The following is a 19501-nucleotide window of genomic DNA, read 5'->3' as shown; positions in this document are numbered from 1 at the left end:
TATTTTCATCATACAATATTATTTTTAAAATAGCTTTTTCAAACTGATTTACATGCTAAATTTGCTTAATTGTATTATCTAACAGCTTTGCTGAATCTAAAATTTCGAGAGATGCATTTCCAATTGATTCAACAGCTGTCGTTAAACTATTTATTTCTGTTCCAACCACTTTTGACTCTGCAGCAACTTCTTGTATCATTAATGAAATATTAGAAAAAGCTTGGGCAGTTAGATTACTTTCTGTTAAGCCTAAATTAGCTAATTGTTGAATAACCTGAATTGCATCCACAACGGTTCTTTGTGCCTCATTCGATTCTCCTACAAGTATATCTATTTGTTCCACTGAACTTTTTGTTTGTTCTGCTAGCTTTCGTACTTCCTCTGCTACAACCGCAAAACCCTTTCCATATTCACCAGCTCTTGCAGCTTCAATAGCAGAGTTCAAAGCGAGTAAGTTTGTTTTATTTGCGATGTCTTTTACAATTTTAACGACATTAAGTATTTCTGTAGAAGACTGATTTAATTTATCGATCATTTTAGACATAGAGGAGGTTTTATCAAATATTTCTTTGGTGTTATTAGTTAATGTATTAATTGTTTGTTTACCCTTTTCAGCAGTACGAATTGTTTCCATAGAGGTTTCAATTCCATTCTTGACATCTTCCTTTAATGTGTTTGTAGTTCCTATAAGTTCTTCTACGGAAATACTTGTATCAGAAGATTGATACTCTAAAACATTTACAATGTTTCCTAATGTTGCTTTAATTTTCTCCCTGATTTCTTCTTGTTCTTCTCTTGATTTTTCTGCAGCATATCGATCAAATTCTTCCACTACTAATTGTTGTTCATAGCTTATAATCTTACTAATTGCATCAATAAAAATACGCTCTTTTTGCTTTGGAAGGTCCTTTAATAAAATTTCCTGTATAAAACTGTTGTGCAAATTGTGGCAAGCAGCTAAATACCATTTTGTTTCTAGTCCAATATGAACATGCATTTTTGCTATTTGCTTTCTTCTGATAATATAATCATCATCTATTATCCCATTAAACCATTCGGCTATGTGGCTTCGTAAAGTTTTTTCTAAACGTACACGTGAGCTATATGTACTTATTATTTCCACCAACTGAGGATTTTCCATTATGGAATCGTAAAAGTGGCTTACTGCTTGGGGAATATAGTCTTCTAAAGTTAACTTCATTTCATTTAATGATTGAAGTACTTCTTTTGTTAATTTTATTAATTGAAGTTGTCGCAAACTTTCTTTCTCAGTCACGGTTAGTAACCCTACGAGAATTTCCTTCGGATGTTCTACTTTTATTCGTTTAGTTAGAAACATAATCACTTTCCTCTTTTCTATTGAAAATAGTAAAAAAGACTCCCTTTATATTTATGCTAACAAATCCAAGATATAATTACAGTGACTTTTATCACAGATTAAATACTTCTTTAGAAACAAAAAAACACGAAGGAAGTAGACCTTCGTGTAATATAAATATCCTAATTGCTATTAATAATTAATTTAGGTGCATAATCGGCAGTTTCTCCTCCATAAAACTCTATGAAATTAGAGTTGAACCCCGCTAAAGTATCAGCCTTTAATCGGAATTGAGTAATACCGTTTAAGTTAATCAGAGATAAACTATCGGCTGGAATATTAATGTCAAAATATTCACCTTCCACAGGTGAGGAACTACTTATATTAGATTGGGTGGCTGAATTGGAGTAATCAAGTTGCTCAATCGTTGAAGCACTTCCGAATACCCCAGTTTTAATGTCTAATCGAAGTAATGAAATCGTTCCTTGTTTCAACTTAGGATATAGTCTTATTTTTGCAGATTCTATTGGTTCTGTTAGTGTACTTGTATCGAAGGATAAAATACCTCTATACGTATCCATATTATACATTCCTTTATCCCCAACTTTAATCGTTGCATTGCTCTTTCCATCTGCAGTGTACTTTCCGACAAATCCATCTTCATTCCCAATGGATGATACAGATGTTTCATTTCCAGGATCATCTCCTGTTTCAATTGTATACGTCTCTGTTTTGACCGATTCGGAGTTATTTTCATTGTCACGACTAAAGAATTTTAAAGTGGTGTTTTCTGTTATTGTAAGCGGTTGCAAATATATGGGCGAGTTAGTAGTTGGTTCAGTTCCATCTGTTGTATAGTAGGTCGTTCCTGGTTTATTAGAAATAAGCTCGACACTTACGGAATTATTGTAAGTTCCACCAGGTGGGGTTGCAGTTGTTACAGGATTAGTTACAGGGGGTTTTACGTCAGATTGAAAAAAATCCCACATCATTCTACTAGCATCAGGACCTTGTGGATCCGTATAGCTTCCTTGAGAACTTCCTCCTGACCACGCATGCCCCATATTTTGTATGTTTACTTTTTTCATCCAAATTTTTTCATCCTGTGCCTTGTAATCATATACGGTATAGCTTTTTCCTGATGGTACTTGTAAATTCTGAGTGTTATCAGCTTGATCATCTAGCCATCCTTCTGCTCCAGTTGCTGCTAGGCTATTCGTTACTGCCCATTGAGAAATGACTTGATCTCCGTTTATTTTATTTACTGTGTAGTCAGAAGTACCATGAAATACAATTACCTTCAGTGGCTTAGCTCTACTTCCCATTGCGTTATAAGCATCTCTTCCTCTTTGAACCGGACTTGACCCGCCACTAGACATCGCTGTAAATGCTTCCGTCATGCTAGTCGCCGCCTTATATTCTAATCCTGCCCCAACTCCTATACCCGAAAAAACATCTGGATAGGTTGCGCCCATAATGACACTCATTGCAGCCCCAGCTGAAAGTCCAGCAACAAATACTTGATCATTCTGAATAGAATAATTCGATTTTATGGATTGTACCATGCCAGCTATCACGCTAGGCTCACCACTTCCGCGATTTTGATGACTTGTTTCAAACCAATTCCAGCACTTATTAGAGTTAGCGCTAGAGTTTTGCTCTGGATAAAGTACTAGAAATCCTTTTTCCTCTGAAAGCGCATTCATTTTTGTCCCTGTTGAAAACTGAGTTGCATCTTGTGTACAACCATGCAACATTACATACAATGGATAACTCTTACTAGAATCATATTGACTCGGTACATACAATTTATAGGTCTTTCCTCCATATGTTCCGGAGATTACCCCTCCTGAAGCTTTTGTCATAGAAGGTAAACCGACCATAGAACTAATTAACACTAGACAGAAAACCACTAACCAAATTCTTTTGAATCTTAACATAAAACAACTCCTTTCCTTTAGTTTGACCAATGGTAAGGGATTGGAGTTACAAATTAGTTACAAAATACTTTAAGTTCAAGATATTTTGTTTTTATTTAGTTCTTATCGCTGAAGGAAAGACGAAGGCACTACGCTTGTTCATAGCTCCTCCATATTCTAAAAATCAATTCAGTAACAGGTTGGCCATTAGAACCTACTATTTAGATGACACCGTATCCAGGAGCAAAATAGCATGTTTTATTACTCTTGTATCTTCACATATAAAAAATGCCACCTACAAGTAGGCGACATTTCATTTTAAAGACCAATTTTATAGTTTTACTTCCTTTTTCGAAGGAAGCATATTGAATAATATATTTAATATAATCGCTGTCATACTTCCAGCTACAATCCCATTACTCGTCAAAATTTGAATGCTTGTTGGAAGTGCTCCAAACAAATCAGGCACTACTGTTACTCCTAAGCCGATTCCAATAGCACATGCAATAATCATAGAGTTTTCTTGAGATTCGGTAATAATTGTGCTTAGCATTTTAATACCTTGCGCTACAATCATACCAAACATCGCAATCATCGCTCCACCTAATACAGATGTTGGAATAATCGTTGTAAGTGCAGCAATTTTTGGAATAAAACCAAGAGCGATCAACATTCCTCCAGTGATATAAATAACGTTTTTCGTTTTCACACCAGAGATTTGCATTAGTCCAACGTTTTGTGAAAAGGTTGTATATGGGAATGAATTGAAAATACCTCCAAGTAAAACAGCAATTCCCTCTGCGCGATAACCCTTCGTTAAATCTTCTTTTTTGATTTTTTTATCTAGAATATCACCAAGTGCAAAATATACACCTGTAGACTCAACTAAAGAAACAATAGCTACCAAAGTCATCGTAATAATTGGGGACCATTCAAAAGTCGGTGTCCCAAAGTAAAATGGTTGAATCATATGGAAAATATCAGACTCTCTTACCGGGGTGAAATCTACTTTCCCCATAAATGCTCCAGCAACTGTTCCTGCGATAATTCCTAGTAAAATAGAAATAGCTTTAATAAATCCAGTAGCAAATCGATATAACAAGACGATAAAAATTAATGTTCCAAATGCTAACGAAATATTTGGAATGGAACCAAAGTCACTTGCACCTTGTCCTCCACCCATATTATTAATTGCAACAGGGATTAGAGTTATCCCGATAATAGTCACGACAGAACCTGTCACAACTGGTGGGAAAAACTTAACAAGCTTTCCGAAAAAGCCGCTTATTACAATTACAACAAGCCCGGAAACAATAATAGCACCGTAAATAGAAGATACCCCGTATTCAGCACCAATAGCGATCATTGGACCTACAGCAGTAAAAGTACAACCTAATACAACAGGTAATCCTATACCGAAAAAGCGATTACTCATTACTTGTAAAATCGTTGCAACTCCGCACATCAAGATATCTACTGCTACTAAATAGGTTAATTGTTCAGAGTTAAGTCCGATTGCTCCCCCGACAATAAGAGGAACAAGTATTGCTCCTGCATACATAGCAAGTAGATGTTGAATGCCTAAAGCGGTATTTTTAATTGCATTATTCATCGCGTTGGTGCCTCCTCAAAAAAATCCACTTTTCCATTAGCTAACGATTTGATATTAGCAAGTGAATCTACTCGAATGCCACGTTCTCGAATAATGCTTCCACCCGTTTGGAAACCTTTTTCAATGACAATTCCAACCCCAGCAGTAGTAGCATTGGCTTGTTCTACAATATCAAGTAAGCCAAGCACTGCTTGTCCATTTGCAAGGAAGTCGTCAATTATCAATACAACATCTTCACTTGATAGGAAGTTTCGTGAAATAGATATATCATTTGTTTCATTTTTCGTGAAAGAATGTACCTTTGACGTGTATAAATTGTCTGAAAGAGTTAAGGATTTACGTTTTCTAGCAAATACAACCGGCACACCAAGAGTTAATCCAGCGAACATGGAAGGTGCAATTCCAGATGATTCTATCGTTACTATTTTAGTAACTCCTGCATCTTTATAACGAGTAGCAAACTCTTCTCCAATTGCTTGCATTAATACAGGATCAATTTGATGATTTAAGAATGAATCTACTTTTAAGACATTTTCCGATAGAACTTTACCCTCTTGAGCAATCTTGTCCTTTAATAATTTCATGTTATTTGAATTCCCTTCAAGTATATTTTTACTAAATACAAAAAAGCTCGAAGACATTACCCATCCATATTTGGAGTGGAATAATGTCATCCGAGCTTGAAAATTTCGAATGGAAATAAAAGAAATATCGACAAAAAGTCCTACTTCTCTTATTTCATTTTCCACTCATAGTCAGCTTATTTACGGTAAGCCGGTAGAAACTTGCAGGCCTTATTCCTGCGATTATACGAGTAAAATGCTATTAGAATATTTCCCATTATAGCACGAATGTTTTCAATTACAACGACCTTGTAATATATTTAATAATTCATAAAATTATGTAGAAATTTGTCGAATTAAAGTTATAAATTTCTTATTTTTAATGACTTGAATGTTTGAATAAATGGATCTGGATCATCTTGAATTTTATAGGAAAATACACCTTGATTGGTATGTAAGTATAAAATCCCGCCACCAAATGAAAAACGCTTATGGGAAACATCATGAACATGCTGAAGCTCGAATTGATGTCGAGCCGACTTAATTCCTTCCATATTCAAACGAAGCTCATATTGGAGCTCTATTTGTTTCTGTTGAAAATAAAAATCTATTTGTCGCTCAATTTCTATATAAACAATTGAATGCTCACTCAACATCCATCCCTCCAATCCCACTATTTAGTGTACCATGTCCGAAAGAAATTATTACAAAAAGATTACTGGTGCCAGGCACCAGTAATCTTTCCGTAATCTATTTGCTAGATGAGTTTGATGAATTGGGCAGTTTGAGTTTCTAGCTTTTCTGATGCTTTGGATATGTCATTGAATTCTTCTAATGCAATTCGAATTTCTTCTTGGCTTTTTTCTATACTAGCTTGAGACTTCCCATTACTTATTGTTACTTTATCAACTTCTTTTGTTATTCCATCGATATTCTCACGTACCTCAACGATGGATGCTTCCACTCTTGCCGCGAGCTTGCGTACTTCTTGAGCGACTACATTAAATCCTCTTCCGTGTTCACCAGCGCGTGCGGCTTCGATTGCAGCATTCAAAGCTAGTAAATTGGTTTGAGCAGCGATTTCTCTAATTGTTTGAACGATGCCCTTAATAGAGTCTGCTTGCACTTGTAGGTTGTTCAAGGTAACCGTATTTTCACTAGAAACTGCAGCAATTTCATCAATAGTTTCTAATAACTCCTGGCTTCTTTTAATACCTACTTCCGCACGAGTACTTAGCTCTTCGGACATATCATTTAGCTCTTCTGTTACAGCCATAATGGTTTGATGGCGATCAGTTACATTCGTCGCTACTTTTGTAACACCTAACACTTGCCCTCTTTCTCCAAATATTGGCATATAGGTTGCTTCAAACATAACGCTATTACCTTTTGCGTCTTTACGTTCTACTTTGTTTTGAATCGTCTTCCCACCAAATAATTCTTTCCAAAACATTTCATATTCTGAGCTTTTTGAATATGTTTCAAAACAAAAATCGCGATGGTTCATTTTCATCACTTTTTCTTTAGTATAGCCCAGTTCGTTGGCAAAGTTATCATTTACATAAGCGACATCTCTATTTAAATCAAAACGAATAATCGCTAGGTTTTTTTCTAAAGCATCTACAACCGACATATCATTTACTTCTTCTACGTGAGAATAATTCATCCTTTTTGCCCCATCTCTTTATAATTTAAACTGGTGCGTATGCGGTTAAATCCAATACTGTTTTTTTCCCTAATGCTAAACGAGCTAATTCAGCTCCAACAAATGGCCCTGCAGTCAATCCAGAAGCACCTAATCCATTCGCAAAATAAATAGTCTCATATCCAGGTAATTTCCCAATAACGGGTAGAAACTCTGGTGTATAAGGCCTAAACCCTACGCGCACTTCCTCAATTACTGCAGTTCCCAAAGATTCCGCTATATATGTTGCCTTTTCTAATAACTCTACTTTACCTGCCTCAGTCACACGGACATCGAAACCGGTGTTTTCTTCATATGTGGAACCAGCCACCACTTTTCCATTTTCAAAGGTTAGTAAATATTGGTTCGTCGGAGGAAGAACAACCGGCCAATCTCCCGTTGATTCATTTTCTATCTTAAAATGCATGATTTGGGCTTTTTGAGAGCTCACCTTCATATTAACTCCCAGTGTTGAAGGAACTTCATTTCCCCAAGCACCAGCTGTTAAAATGACTGCATCCGCATCTATTTGATTTCCATCCACTAATAGAACTCCATTAGTAAACTCTGCATTTCCACTAATCACTTGTGCCCCTAGCTTTTGTGCCCCTTGAATTAATGCATCTCGCATAGCTCGCCCATCGACACGGGCTGCCCCTTCCACAAACAACGACGTAAAGTCCTCTGAGATAAGTGGAAACAATGCTCTCGTCTCATCACAAGACAGTATTTTTAACTCACCAATTTCAGGTGCATCCACTCTTTTTTCCAATGCTCGCTCAAGCATTTTTTGCAGCTTTTTCTCATCATTCTGAAGTGCTATTGCTCCTACCTTTTTATAGCCAGTAGATGTTTCCCCTAATGCTTCCAACTCCCCAACGAGCTGCTTATAATATTTAGCACCATTTTTTACAAGCTCGTACCATTTCTTATTTCTTCGTTGGGAAATCCACGGGCATATAATTCCTGCTGCCGCTTCAGATGCCTGTCCTAAATCATTACGATCAACGAGAATTACTTTCGCATGATGTTTTGCAAGATGATAGGCAGTGGAAGCACCTAATATCCCACCACCTACTACAATATAAGAAGACACAATTACTCAACTCCACTATCTAAAATAGAAAAAGTTACTCTCTCACAATCTATTTCAGCCATCGCTCCATATGGAAGAATAAATTTCGGTTCCGTATGACCAAAATTTAAATTATAAAGTATTGGTAACTCATTCAAATCTAGTTCCTTCATTATTCTTAATATAGATTCTTTGTATTCCTCATAATATCTCTCATGTTGAGGCTTTGCAAAAACTATTCCTTTTATATTTTGCAAAATTCCTTGCGAGCCATAATTCCTTAGCCAATATTCAATATAAGATGGCTCAGGTAGGTCCTCTGAAGTTTCAAAGAATAGTATACTGTCTTTCCAATACGACTCTTCCGGCCATAGAGATGTTCCTTTAGCAAACTCTAAAACCTCGATACATCCTCCGATTAATCTTCCTTGCACGACTCCAGAACCTTGCAGCAATTCATAGCCTTGATTTGGATTCATTTTACGTTGTTTATCTTTGTTTTCTATAAGCCATTCTAATCGTTCACTCGTCCATTCAGGCGCTGGTTTAACTTCTCCGATTACTTCATTTGTGAACAAAGTCTTTTTCACAGCCTCCACCGTATACGCATGCATCTCTACATTTTCAGCAAAGTCTGTCAGTATTGCAGGGCCATAAAATGATGAAATTCCAGCTTTATGACAAAACAAATGAGTTACTGTTGCATCTGAATAACCTATAAAAATCTTCGGATTATTACGGATGACTTCAAAATCAATATAAGGTAATAGTCTGATACTTTCACTCCCACCGATATTGGAAACAATCCCTTTTATGGTAGGATCCTTAAAGGCATTCATCAGATCCTCTGCTCGCGCTTTTGGATTATCATATAAATACTCCGCACCCTTTAAGCTATTTGGCATAGATACTACTTCTAACCCAAAAACCTTTTCTAATCTTTCGACACCCTGCTCATATCGCCAGTTCAATTCAGGTTCTCCAGCTCCACCCCATGACAAACTAATTGTCGCTACTTTATCCCCAGCTCGAAGCATTTTCGGTTTAATAAGCATGATAAACACTCCCCTTTATTACATTATAATCCAAACCATCTAAGTTGGATGTCTAATTTTATAAATTTTGGGTATAAAGACAATATACATGTAATTCCGTTTGTTGATAAAGACAGTTTTCAAAGGCCTCCCCAGACTGTAAGATCTCATGGTAGGATAAAGCGTTTGTCAACAGTCTGATGAAAAGGAGTGAGATAAATGAAATGGAAGGGACGAGCTGGAAGCTCTAATGTAGAAGACCGGCGTGGTATGAGCGGAGGAAAAGCGATAGCCGGTGTTGGAGGGGGTCTTGGATTAATTATTGTAATTATACTTTCCTTTCTTGGCGGGAATCCGGGTGATCTTCTTGGAAATCTTGGAACTTCGGAACAATCAAGTACAATTCCCTATGAAGAAAGTGCTCAAGAAAAAGAATTAGCAGAATTTGTATCGGTAGTATTAGCAGATACCGAAAAGGTTTGGACAGAAATATTTGAGGAAAACGGTCTGGAATATGTGGAACCGACGCTTGTACTATATTCGGGCAGTGTAAATTCAGCATGTGGAGCAGCGGGAGCTTCTGTAGGTCCTTTTTATTGTCCAGGTGACCAAAAGCTTTATATTGACTTAAGCTTCTATCAGGAATTACAAGAAAAATTCAATGCTCCTGGTGATTTTGCGATGGCATATGTGATAGCTCATGAAGTGGGACATCACGTCCAAACACTTTTAGGAACAACGGAAGAAGTAATGCCGTTGCGCCAAAAATTGAGCGAAGAGGAATTCAATAAATACCTTGTCCGATTCGAACTGCAAGCTGACTATTTATCGGGTGTATGGGCTAAACATGCACAAGGATTAGGTTACTTAGAAGAAGGTGATTTAGAAGAAGCGTTGACTGCAGCAAGTGCTGTCGGAGACGATACATTGCAAAAGCAAGCAAGAGGTTATGTCGTTCCCGAAAGTTTTACGCATGGTACTTCAGAACAACGAAAAAGCTGGTTCTATAAAGGTTTTGAAAACGGAACAATTCAAGGTGGAGACACCTTTAATACGAAAACACCATAAAAAAATAATGGCAGTCGCAATAATATCTTCTTTTGCGACTGTTTTTTCTATAGTCATCCATTGACCATGTTGGTTTGTAGTAACTATAATGAATGAAATTGTATTAATAAGGAGATTTCAAATAATGAATATTACATTTACAAAAATGCATGGCTGTGGAAATGATTATATCTATATAAATTGTTTAGAAAACATGATCGAAAATCCTGAAGGACTTAGTCGTTTAGTTTCAGATAGACATTTTGGAATTGGTGGAGATGGTGTTGTATTAATATGCCCATCTGATATTGCGGATGCAAAAATGAGAATGTTTAATGCGGATGGTAGTGAAGGTAAAATGTGTGGTAATGCCATTCGTTGTGTTGCAAAGTATTTATATGATCATCAGATTGTCCCGAAAAATACGATGAATATTGATACTTTAAGTGGTGTAAAAATTATTCAAGTTTTTGCCGATAATAACAAAATGACTTCTGCTACTGTTGACATGGGAAAACCGAATTTAGATCCTGCCGCATTACCTATCTTAATCGATCAAACTAAAAGAATAGTGAATATGCCATTTACGATTGAAAATGAAAACTACCATATTACTACTGTATCTATGGGAAATCCTCATTGCGTAATTATAACTGAAAATATAGAGTCTATTAATCTTCCATTAGTAGGTCCAACATTTGAATTTAATCCTGTCTTCCCTGAGAGTGTGAACACTGAATTTATTGAAATAGTAAGTCGCACTTCTATTAATATGCGTGTTTGGGAACGTGGTAGTGGAGAAACATTAGCTTGTGGAACAGGAGCTTGCGCTGCAGTTGTTGCAGCAGTCTTAAATGGTCATTGTGATTTTGATACAGATATTGAAGTAAATCTTTTAGGCGGGAAACTTATAATTAGATATTCTGATCATGGAGTATTTATGACCGGACCTGCCACTACAGTGTTTAAAGGTGAAATAGAGTGGAATGGTTCTTTCATTAACTAATATTGATAATAATGTAAGGAGGTTTTCAGTTGTTCACTAATAACTCAACTATTAATTCTCACAACAAACTGGGACTTCTTTTGTTAATTGCAGAAGATTTAGTGGAAGTATCTTCTATTAAAAACGACTTAGAAAAGGAAGGCTACACAATCTTAGTAGCACCTAATGTTGAAAAAGGAATTGACTTATTTAATACAAACGAAATTGATGTTTGTTGTATTTCAGCAAATATGTCTGACTCTTCGACTCTTTCTTTTTTAGATAAAATGAAGCAGACTGCTCAAATCCGTTTTATTCCAATCATTGTATTGAATTTTAATAATGAATTTTCTTCGATAAAAACGGAGTTCATCCGTCATGGAGCTGCCGATATGATACATCCGAAGAAAGGAAACCATCTCCTTCTTGCGATCGTTTCAAACTTTTTATCACATCGAAATTTTATTAAGCACCTTCAATCGATTGATCCGCTTACAGGTGCACTTAACTATGCAAGCTTTGAAAAGAAAGCACTCGATTTAATAGACAACTTTAATAATGAAGGCACCACTTTTTCCATCTCAATAATAGAAGTACATCATATACAACAGATGAATAAAGACTTTGGATTTTCTTATACAAATGAGATACTATGCACTTTTAGTGAATTGATGCACACTAACATCCAATCCAAAGAAAGCTTTTATCGATTACACGGGGGAACCTTTGCTCTCCTTCATCCAACAACTAAAGAGAAAGAAGCACTTGAAAAATTGGACAAATTAAATAAAACCTTTGTTTCTAACACTTATTATAAAGATGGTCAAAGCTTTCATATTCAAATTGTATCAGGTGTTGCAGAATGGAACTCTTCTTATAACCATATTCAGCAGCTAGTAGTGAATGGCAAGCAGGCATTGAGTGTTGCCAAGCAATCCACTGAGCCAACATGTATTTCATATAATAATATGAACTTGGAGTCTATAATGCCAATCGTCCGCGTCATTATTGTAGATGATAACAAACTGAGTAGAACGATGCTAGAAAAACAATTTCTATCATGGAAATCCCCTCGATTTCATATAGAAGTCTCCGTATATGATAACGGGTATGAGTTTATACACTCTGATTGGTATCATCCAACAGATTATCATATCCTCCTTTTAGATGTTGTAATGCCTAAAATGGATGGTTTAGAAGTTTTAAATCACATAAGAGACGAGTATCCAAACGACCGTATCATCATATCAATGCTTACTTCCCGAAACAGCAATCAAGATATTTTACATGCTTTAAAAAGAGGTGCAGACGATTATTTAGTTAAGCCTTTCCATCCACAGGAAGTACTCGCTCGAATTCAACGCCTTGCCAGTAGGTTGTTTGTATGATTATAGAAATGATTTACTTCTATTGGGTTATTGGTATTCTTTTAGGATTTCAATTACTATTATTAGCTCTGCTATGCATTAGAAAGTGGCTTAGAAACAGAGAGAATGATAGACAAGACAAAGTGTATGAAGACAATCTAGAGCTTTTTGTGGACTATCTAATGTCAGAAAACTGGAAGATACCTAAGGCCCTTGTAATTAGAGCGAATTTTGAAGTGGCAGAACGTATTTTTAGTGAAACATTTACAGATGTTAAAGATGCGCATATACGAGAGAAACTCGAGCAAGCAGCAGAATCTATATTCTCTGAAACCTATTTAAAACGAATGAAAAGAGGAACTTGGTCTACACGAGTAAATACACTATACTTCATCGAGGATTTTAAACTTATATCGTTAAAGCCTTTTCTTCAAGACCACTTATCGAAATTAAAAGTGTGGGATGAGGAAAAGAATCAAACTGTCCGAGCACTTGCAGCATTAAATGACCTTTCCATTGTTGATTATTTAAATAGAGATAGAACTGCAACATTACAACATTATTTAGATGTATTTAGTAGATTGAATGAGGATACTTTTGGAAATGCTATAAAACTGAGTAAAGAAAGCTATAATCCGATGTGCAGGATTGCCATTCTTTCCTTTATTGGGCTTACAAAAAATCTACGTTACCAACCATTATTAGAAGATGAATTACAAAATGAAAATTTGGAAATGCGTATACAGGCGCTTAAAGGCCTTTATAGGTTGAATTATATAAGCAATATCGAACTACTCATCCCATTTTTCGAATCCTCTTCATGGCAAGAAAGAATGTTCAGTTGTCGTATTTCCGGAGTACTAATGTCGGAAGTCTTTGAGCCATTTTTAGTTAAATTATTGGGAGATAGAGAATGGTGGGTTCGTAATGCGGCTGCAGAATCCATTCTTCAAATATTCGGAGAGGATAAACTTTATTTTCTTTCAAAGAATCATTCCGATTTATATGCAAGAGATATGGCAGTACAATGGATCACTTCTAAAAAAGGGGGAAGTAAGGATTGAAGGATATTGTTATTTTCTTATTTCAAGCAACCTCCTACTTCATCATATTTTATATGGGATTTACTTCAATTAGTTACGTCGTTTTGTTTTTATTTTCCATGAAAAATGTTATGCGTGAAGGAAGACTTATTAAGACGGAATCACTTGAAGATATGGCAGTGAGCGAAAGAACATATCCAGTTTCTATCATTGTTCCTGCCTATAACGAAGAAGTTGGAGTAGTTAGCACTGTTCGTTCATTGTTAGCACTCAATTATCCTGAATATGAGATCATTGTGGTAGATGATGGTTCAAAAGATGGAACGTTATTAAAATTAAACGAAGAGTTTAAATTAGAAAAAATAGAACTGGCTGTTCGAGAACATATGAAAACCCAACAGATACAATCCTCTTATCGTTCGACAATTTATTCAACCGTTATGGTCGTCTCAAAAACTAACGGCGGAAAAGCAGATGCTTTAAATTGCGGTATAAATGTATCCAAGTATCCATATTTTTGTGCAATCGATGGAGATTCTATATTAGAGAATGATGCCTTATTGAAGGTAATGAAACCAGTAATCGATTCGGAAGGTAAAACGGTTGCAGTTGGTGGTTCCGTACGAATTGCAAATGGGACTACTATTTCGCGAAGTAAGGTGGAGTCAATTGATCTACCTAAGAACCCCTTAGTCATCTTGCAAATCGTGGAATATTTTAGAGGTTTTTTAATTGGGAGACTAGGATTTACTAAAATTAATCAGCTTCTTATTATTTCAGGGGCATTTGGTCTATTCCATAAAAATACGGTGATAAAATCGGGTGGATATAAAGTGGATACTGTAGGTGAAGATATGGAACTTATCGTTCGCCTACATCGAATTATTAAAGAGCAAAAACTCGATCTTCAATTAAAATATATTCCCGATCCAGTTTGTTGGACGGAAGCACCTGACTCCTTTAGAGTATTGAAATCTCAAAGAATTAGATGGCAAAGAGGCTTAGCAGAAACATTAAATGCACATAAAAAGATGTTTTTAAACCCCAAATATGGACTACTCGGATTCATCGGCTTTCCTTATTTTTTTACAGTCGAATTATTAGGTGCAGTTATGGAATTGATTGGATATATTTTAATAGTTGGTGGAGTATTTTTCGGCTTTTTAGATCCTTACATTGTAACAATACTATTATTGGTTACAATGCTTTACGGATCATTCATCTCAGCTTTATCTATTCTTCTAGAGGAGCTTACTATGTTTAAATATCCAAAGGTGAAGCATTTATTATTGTTATTCTTTTGGGCATTAACAGAGTCCTTTTGGTTCCGTCCCCTTCTAGTTATTTGGCGATTTGAGGGCTTGATTAAATCATTTCGTAGAAAAGAGGCGGAATGGGGAAAAATGGATAGAAAAGGAATATCTTCAGATTCCAAATAAAAAATATGGCTATCCCAAAAGAAAGAAAATCATTAAAATGGCTTCCTTTCCGCGAGCGTTTCCTCAGCCTCCTAGGCCAACACGATGTTGGTCATGCAATCGTTGCCGCAAAAGTTCTTTTGCGACGAGCTTTGCGCAGGAGCAGGATGCGGCGAACTTAGATTGCCTTCCCCTCAACTGTAGGGTCTTCGGCTAACGCTATTCCCGCCGGAGTGTCACCTTTTTCAGCGATTTTCTAGTAATTAAAAAGTAGAATAAGGGATTTGTAAAAGTTCCCACTCTACTTTTTAGTTTTTTAGACAACTCCATCTCGCTTGTTTCATCTAGATAGGACACCTTGGATGCACTTTCGCAACTAAAGTGTCCTATTTATCTAAGAAGGCGCTCGAATTCGTCCGCCGAGCTTATGCTTTGGAAAACCCATAGAATAATATATAAAATAAAGGGCTGCCCTCAAAAGTCGTTTTTCAATAACTTATGGGACTGCCCTATTTTTTAGTTTACTTCTTTAAATTTGTCTTGGAGAATATAATAAGATTGTTTTAAGCGTTCCTTAGATTGTGGTGCTTCCCACTTATCCCAACTGTATCGAGCTAAAGACTTAAAAGGGATTACCCCATCCTTCATTTTTGGAAAGGTGTGCAATTTACCATTTTTTCTAAAGGTAAAAGCAACGCCTAAATCCTCTATTTCTAAGTTAGTTTCTAGCCCGTCTTTATATAAATCTGATAGGACTATTTTTGAACTTGGATCCTTCACGTTTAATAGTAACCAGGGAATTCTCATCTCTAATACACCTGTTTTAGGATCAGCATAATAATCAGCTAATGAATAATAATCCTTTGCTGACGAATTACTATTTCCATACTGCAATTTTCCGGTTTCATAGCTTTCAAATGGAAGCTCTTTACCTGTGTCTGGCCTAACTAACCCTTTATTTAAAGCATAACGAATTGGGTTAAATACACCGGTACTTTTTGTTGGTATAGGCTCGCTTTCAGGAATCATTTGTAATACATGTCCATATTGATAAAGAAACGAATCGTAATAAGCATCTACGTATAAATTCGCTTTTTCTTTACTCTGTATATTTGCCCAAAAATCAATAACTGGTCGATCGAGTTGAATACTTGGTTGACCTTCTATAACATCTGTTCCACTTTTTGGCGTTACATCGAATAAAATATTTACTTCGTTTTGATCAAACCAGTCACCTTTTTTGCTAGATTTCTGATCTAATCGAATATACAGATACGCCTCATCATGTGTGATAAAAGCAGATTGAATTGGTTCTTTCGACGATTGATAAACTGGTTCAATTCCTTTCCAATCATCCGAATTTCCATCCAATTTTATTTTTAATGTATTAAAACTAAGCAACCCAAAGTTCTGTTCATTTGTTTGTAAATTGGACCAATATGGGCGTCGATTCGGATCGTCCAAGTCCATTGTGTTCCATGTCCGTTTAAACCACTCATCCTGCCAAGTAAAGATGAGTCCCCCCATCATTCCCTCTTCTAAAATATCCTCATATAATGAGACTAATATTTCTCCTTGTTCCTTTTCTGAATGACCTCCCTGATTCCAACCAAAAGGGTTCAAATGTGTTATACCTCGAGATGCAGGAATTCCAAATTCAGAAATGAGAATTGGCATAGAGTGGCTTGCTTTTAGGTCATGTAAATACCCTGCGTAATTATTTTTATTACCTCGATGATCGATATACTCAGTATACTTTTCTTCTAAATTTAAAAAATCTGGGTAGTATGGATATACATGATACGAAGCGAATAAGCCAGGTAAATCTTGCCCTTCTTTTATCTTTATATGGTTTGGATCAACGGAAGCCATGTCTTCTTTTTCTAAAGGTTCCGCTGGCTGGTTTAAATTATCTGTTGAAACCCAGTTTGTAAAGCTCATTGGTCTTGTCCAACTATACACCTCTGCTTCATATTTCATTAAAGTATCCATTTGCTCAGCTAACCATATCTCAAATCCTTCCGCTTGGTCTGTCTTGATATAAGAGCCATCAAACTGGGGGAGGTTTGCATAAACTGTTTTCATATTATCTACCATTAAAGGGTACCACTCTATTCCAATCATCCACCCGATTACGTATGGAGAAATATCTGAGTCATATGTTCCATGTGCATGCCCAACCTTTTCTGACACTTCTGCTTTACCGTGAATTACATCAACCATCTGCTTATACTCTTTCTGAAAAGTCTCTGTAATCTCAGGCGTATATGCATCTAATGTTTCCTCCAACGGCCCCTCATCAATCCATACCCCATGGAAAACATAAATAGGTTTTTCATGCGTCTCATTATAATGCTTAAGCGCTTTATAAAAAGCTGGTGGGTGGAGTGTATAAACCCTAATCGTATTAGCGTTCATTTCACCGATGTATTCAAGCCAACGTGCATATTCTTCTCTTGTAATAGCAGCTTCTCCAGGAAATGCTCCTGGTTTTCCCATTCCAAGATTCACACCTTTTATCGTCATCGTTTCCCATTTATTATTTCTGTACACTTCAAACTTATCCTTTGAAATTCGACTATTATATGTTAACCCTTCTTTTGTTTTCACAGTGCTCAATGTCTGTGTCTTATCCACCATCTTTTCTTGCTCAAAAGATTCTATATCTTTTAGGATAGATGTCATAATAGGTACATAAACTTGCCAATAGAAACTCTCTCCCGGAAATAAAAAATCTACAGTCAACATTTCTCTAATTTTAGTAAACCCTTTATATTGGTAGATTCCTGGAATTTTCTCTACTGTACTGAAATTACCTGCAAAGTAATAGCTATTCGCTGCATTCTGTTTTTTCATTACAATAGCTGGTGAGTTGGAGGAAATCCCGATTTTTTGGAGTATCTTTTTTCCTTTTTCCGTTGTATCTATTTCAAATTCTGCAAGTATTTTAGCATCTGCCTCTGAATCTATAATGTCAAACCAACCATTGTACATACTCGCTTTACTTATAGAGAACGTTTCTTCACCTTGTTGGGTAGTTTTGAATAATAAACCGTGTTTTTGAAGAGTCCCTTCATTCACCGAAAGCACTTCAACTTCTTCTGAGGATTCATTATAAAAAATAATACCTTCTCCATCAAAACTCCATTTTTTATTATTTTTTTCATAGGCATTTACAACCCATTCCGGTACCTCTCCGTCATTCAGTGCTAATGACTTGCCATACTTAGCAATCCAACCCGTTTGTTTAATACCCAAATATTTGGATGCTTTATCTCTTACATTATTAGAAATTGAATTATATTCCACTACTAGAGTTGCGTGTTTATCCTCATTTGCTGATTGAATGGATGTCCACTCTTCATTTGTTAATCCACCTTTTAAATTTTTTTCGTCTACACCATATGTATCTATTACATATATAAAATCCGAACCTGATAAATTCGTAGGAAGTGGTTTTTCAATGTATTCGTTGTCCTCAAAAGTGTAGCCATAATAATCTTCAGAAGGATTATATTTTTTATTCTTTTCATCGTTTATTTTCAAATAGTCTAGTAGCCAAAAGAATCCTTGGTGTTCACTATTATTTCCATGCGGAGTTGTTTTATTTATTACAGTAATGTTACGTTGTTTATCATCAGACATAAACCAAAATAACCACGGCAATAATAATAAAGTCCCTATTAAAATTATCCATTTTACAAATTTCATTGAAATCAGCCCTCTTTCGATAGTACTTTTCCAATATACACGATTCATAATATAGCAACAATATATCTACTATTTGTAATGCTATTGGTAAATTACCGTAATATTCCTGTAACAATATATTGCTAATATATGATTAGACTAAATAGCAAGGGGTAGAGTATTTGAAGAAAATTCTTGGATCACTCATAATCACAATCGTACTATTAGTCAGCGGAGTAACACAAGGCTTCGCAGCTACTACCGTTCACACAGTAAATAAAGGCGAAACTTTATATTCTATTTCCAAAAAGTATAATGTATCAATCGCCAACTTAAAGTCTTGGAATAACTTAAAATCAGATAGTATCAAAGCGAAACAAAAACTTAAAATAACAGGCAAGGAAAAAACAAAAAATCCTTCTAGATCCGATTCAGAGGACAAGGTTGCAAAAGAAATTGTTGTATCTGCGAGCGCTTTTACTGCAAATTGCAATGGCTGCTCAGGTGTTACGAGTACAGGAATTAACTTAAAGCGTAATCCAGATATAAAAGTAATCGCAGTCGACCCTGATGTTATCAAGCTTGGCACAAAAGTGTATGTAGAAGGCTATGGCTATGCTATTGCTGGTGATACAGGTAGTGCAATTAAGGGAAACAAAATTGATGTATTTTTCTCTTCTAAAAAAGAGGCATATAAATGGGGCCGTAAATCTGTAACTATAAAAATATTAGAATAAAATAAAAGC

The 19501-nt window shown here is 35.9% G+C and carries 15 protein-coding genes and 1 riboswitch; of the genes, 6 read left to right on the top strand and 9 right to left on the bottom strand.

Annotated features, from left to right (window positions below; genetic code table 11):
- Positions 1–55 precede the first annotated feature (55 nt).
- The 8 genes from PGC35_RS14840 to PGC35_RS14805 form a co-directional block, all read right to left on the bottom strand.
- The gene (locus PGC35_RS14840; protein ID WP_375219733.1) at positions 56–1339 is read right to left on the bottom strand and encodes a methyl-accepting chemotaxis protein; all 1284 of its coding nucleotides are present in this window, start codon (positions 1337–1339) and stop codon (positions 56–58) included.
- Between the two features lie 161 nt (positions 1340–1500).
- Positions 1501–3258: an extracellular catalytic domain type 1 short-chain-length polyhydroxyalkanoate depolymerase gene (locus PGC35_RS14835; RefSeq protein ID WP_375219732.1), complete on the bottom strand. Its 1758-nt coding sequence runs from the start codon at positions 3256–3258 to the stop codon at positions 1501–1503.
- A 310-nt stretch (positions 3259–3568) separates the two neighbouring features.
- Positions 3569–4849 (bottom strand): nucleobase:cation symporter-2 family protein, encoded by a 1281-nt coding sequence (locus PGC35_RS14830; protein ID WP_375219731.1) that lies wholly within the window; start codon positions 4847–4849, stop codon positions 3569–3571.
- Entirely contained in the window at positions 4846–5433 is a 588-nt protein-coding gene (locus PGC35_RS14825; protein WP_375219730.1) for a xanthine phosphoribosyltransferase, read from the bottom strand. Before PGC35_RS14825 ends, PGC35_RS14830 begins: the two co-directional genes overlap by 4 nt.
- Positions 5434–5581: 148 nt before the next feature.
- Positions 5582–5683: riboswitch (purine riboswitch) on the bottom strand.
- Positions 5684–5774: 91 nt separating this feature from the next.
- Complete coding sequence (locus PGC35_RS14820) at positions 5775–6065, bottom strand: hypothetical protein (protein WP_375219729.1); 291 nt, start codon at positions 6063–6065, stop codon at positions 5775–5777.
- A gap of 104 nt (positions 6066–6169) precedes the next feature.
- Entirely contained in the window at positions 6170–7078 is a 909-nt protein-coding gene (locus tag PGC35_RS14815) for a methyl-accepting chemotaxis protein (RefSeq protein WP_375219728.1), read from the bottom strand.
- Between the two features lie 25 nt (positions 7079–7103).
- Positions 7104–8192, bottom strand: coding sequence for an NAD(P)/FAD-dependent oxidoreductase (locus tag PGC35_RS14810; RefSeq protein ID WP_375219727.1), 1089 nt, complete (start codon positions 8190–8192; stop codon positions 7104–7106).
- Positions 8193–8194: 2 nt separating this feature from the next.
- Positions 8195–9226, bottom strand: coding sequence for a S66 family peptidase (locus PGC35_RS14805; RefSeq protein WP_375219726.1), 1032 nt, complete (start codon positions 9224–9226; stop codon positions 8195–8197).
- A 198-nt stretch (positions 9227–9424) separates the two neighbouring features.
- Here PGC35_RS14805 and ypfJ point away from each other — a divergent pair, with 198 nt between their 5' ends.
- From ypfJ to PGC35_RS14780, 5 genes are all read left to right on the top strand, one after another.
- A complete protein-coding gene (gene ypfJ, locus PGC35_RS14800) occupies positions 9425–10273 on the top strand; it encodes a KPN_02809 family neutral zinc metallopeptidase (protein WP_375219725.1) in 849 nt (282 codons plus the stop codon).
- A 121-nt stretch (positions 10274–10394) separates the two neighbouring features.
- On the top strand, positions 10395–11258 hold the full coding sequence (gene dapF / locus PGC35_RS14795; protein ID WP_375219776.1) for a diaminopimelate epimerase: 864 nt from the start codon (positions 10395–10397) through the stop codon (positions 11256–11258).
- Positions 11259–11287: 29 nt separating this feature from the next.
- Positions 11288–12625, top strand: a complete 1338-nt coding sequence (locus PGC35_RS14790; protein WP_375219724.1) for a response regulator — start codon at positions 11288–11290, stop codon at positions 12623–12625.
- On the top strand, positions 12622–13668 hold the full coding sequence (locus PGC35_RS14785) for a HEAT repeat domain-containing protein (protein ID WP_375219723.1): 1047 nt from the start codon (positions 12622–12624) through the stop codon (positions 13666–13668). Before PGC35_RS14790 ends, PGC35_RS14785 begins: the two co-directional genes overlap by 4 nt.
- Positions 13665–15086, top strand: a complete 1422-nt coding sequence (locus PGC35_RS14780; protein ID WP_375219722.1) for a glycosyltransferase family 2 protein — start codon at positions 13665–13667, stop codon at positions 15084–15086. Before PGC35_RS14785 ends, PGC35_RS14780 begins: the two co-directional genes overlap by 4 nt.
- Positions 15087–15581: 495 nt before the next feature.
- Here PGC35_RS14780 and PGC35_RS14775 read toward each other — a convergent pair whose 3' ends face one another.
- Entirely contained in the window at positions 15582–18776 is a 3195-nt protein-coding gene (locus PGC35_RS14775) for a hypothetical protein (protein ID WP_375219721.1), read from the bottom strand.
- A 161-nt stretch (positions 18777–18937) separates the two neighbouring features.
- Between PGC35_RS14775 and PGC35_RS14770 the strand changes: the two genes are divergently transcribed.
- Positions 18938–19492, top strand: coding sequence for a 3D domain-containing protein (locus PGC35_RS14770; protein WP_053591969.1), 555 nt, complete (start codon positions 18938–18940; stop codon positions 19490–19492).
- Positions 19493–19501: the final 9 nt, after the last annotated feature.

This window comes from Psychrobacillus sp. PGGUH221 (genome assembly GCF_042055255.1).
In the GTDB taxonomy this organism is placed as follows: Bacteria; Bacillota; Bacilli; order Bacillales_A; family Planococcaceae; genus Psychrobacillus.
This window is presented reverse-complemented; position numbering and strand designations above follow the sequence as displayed.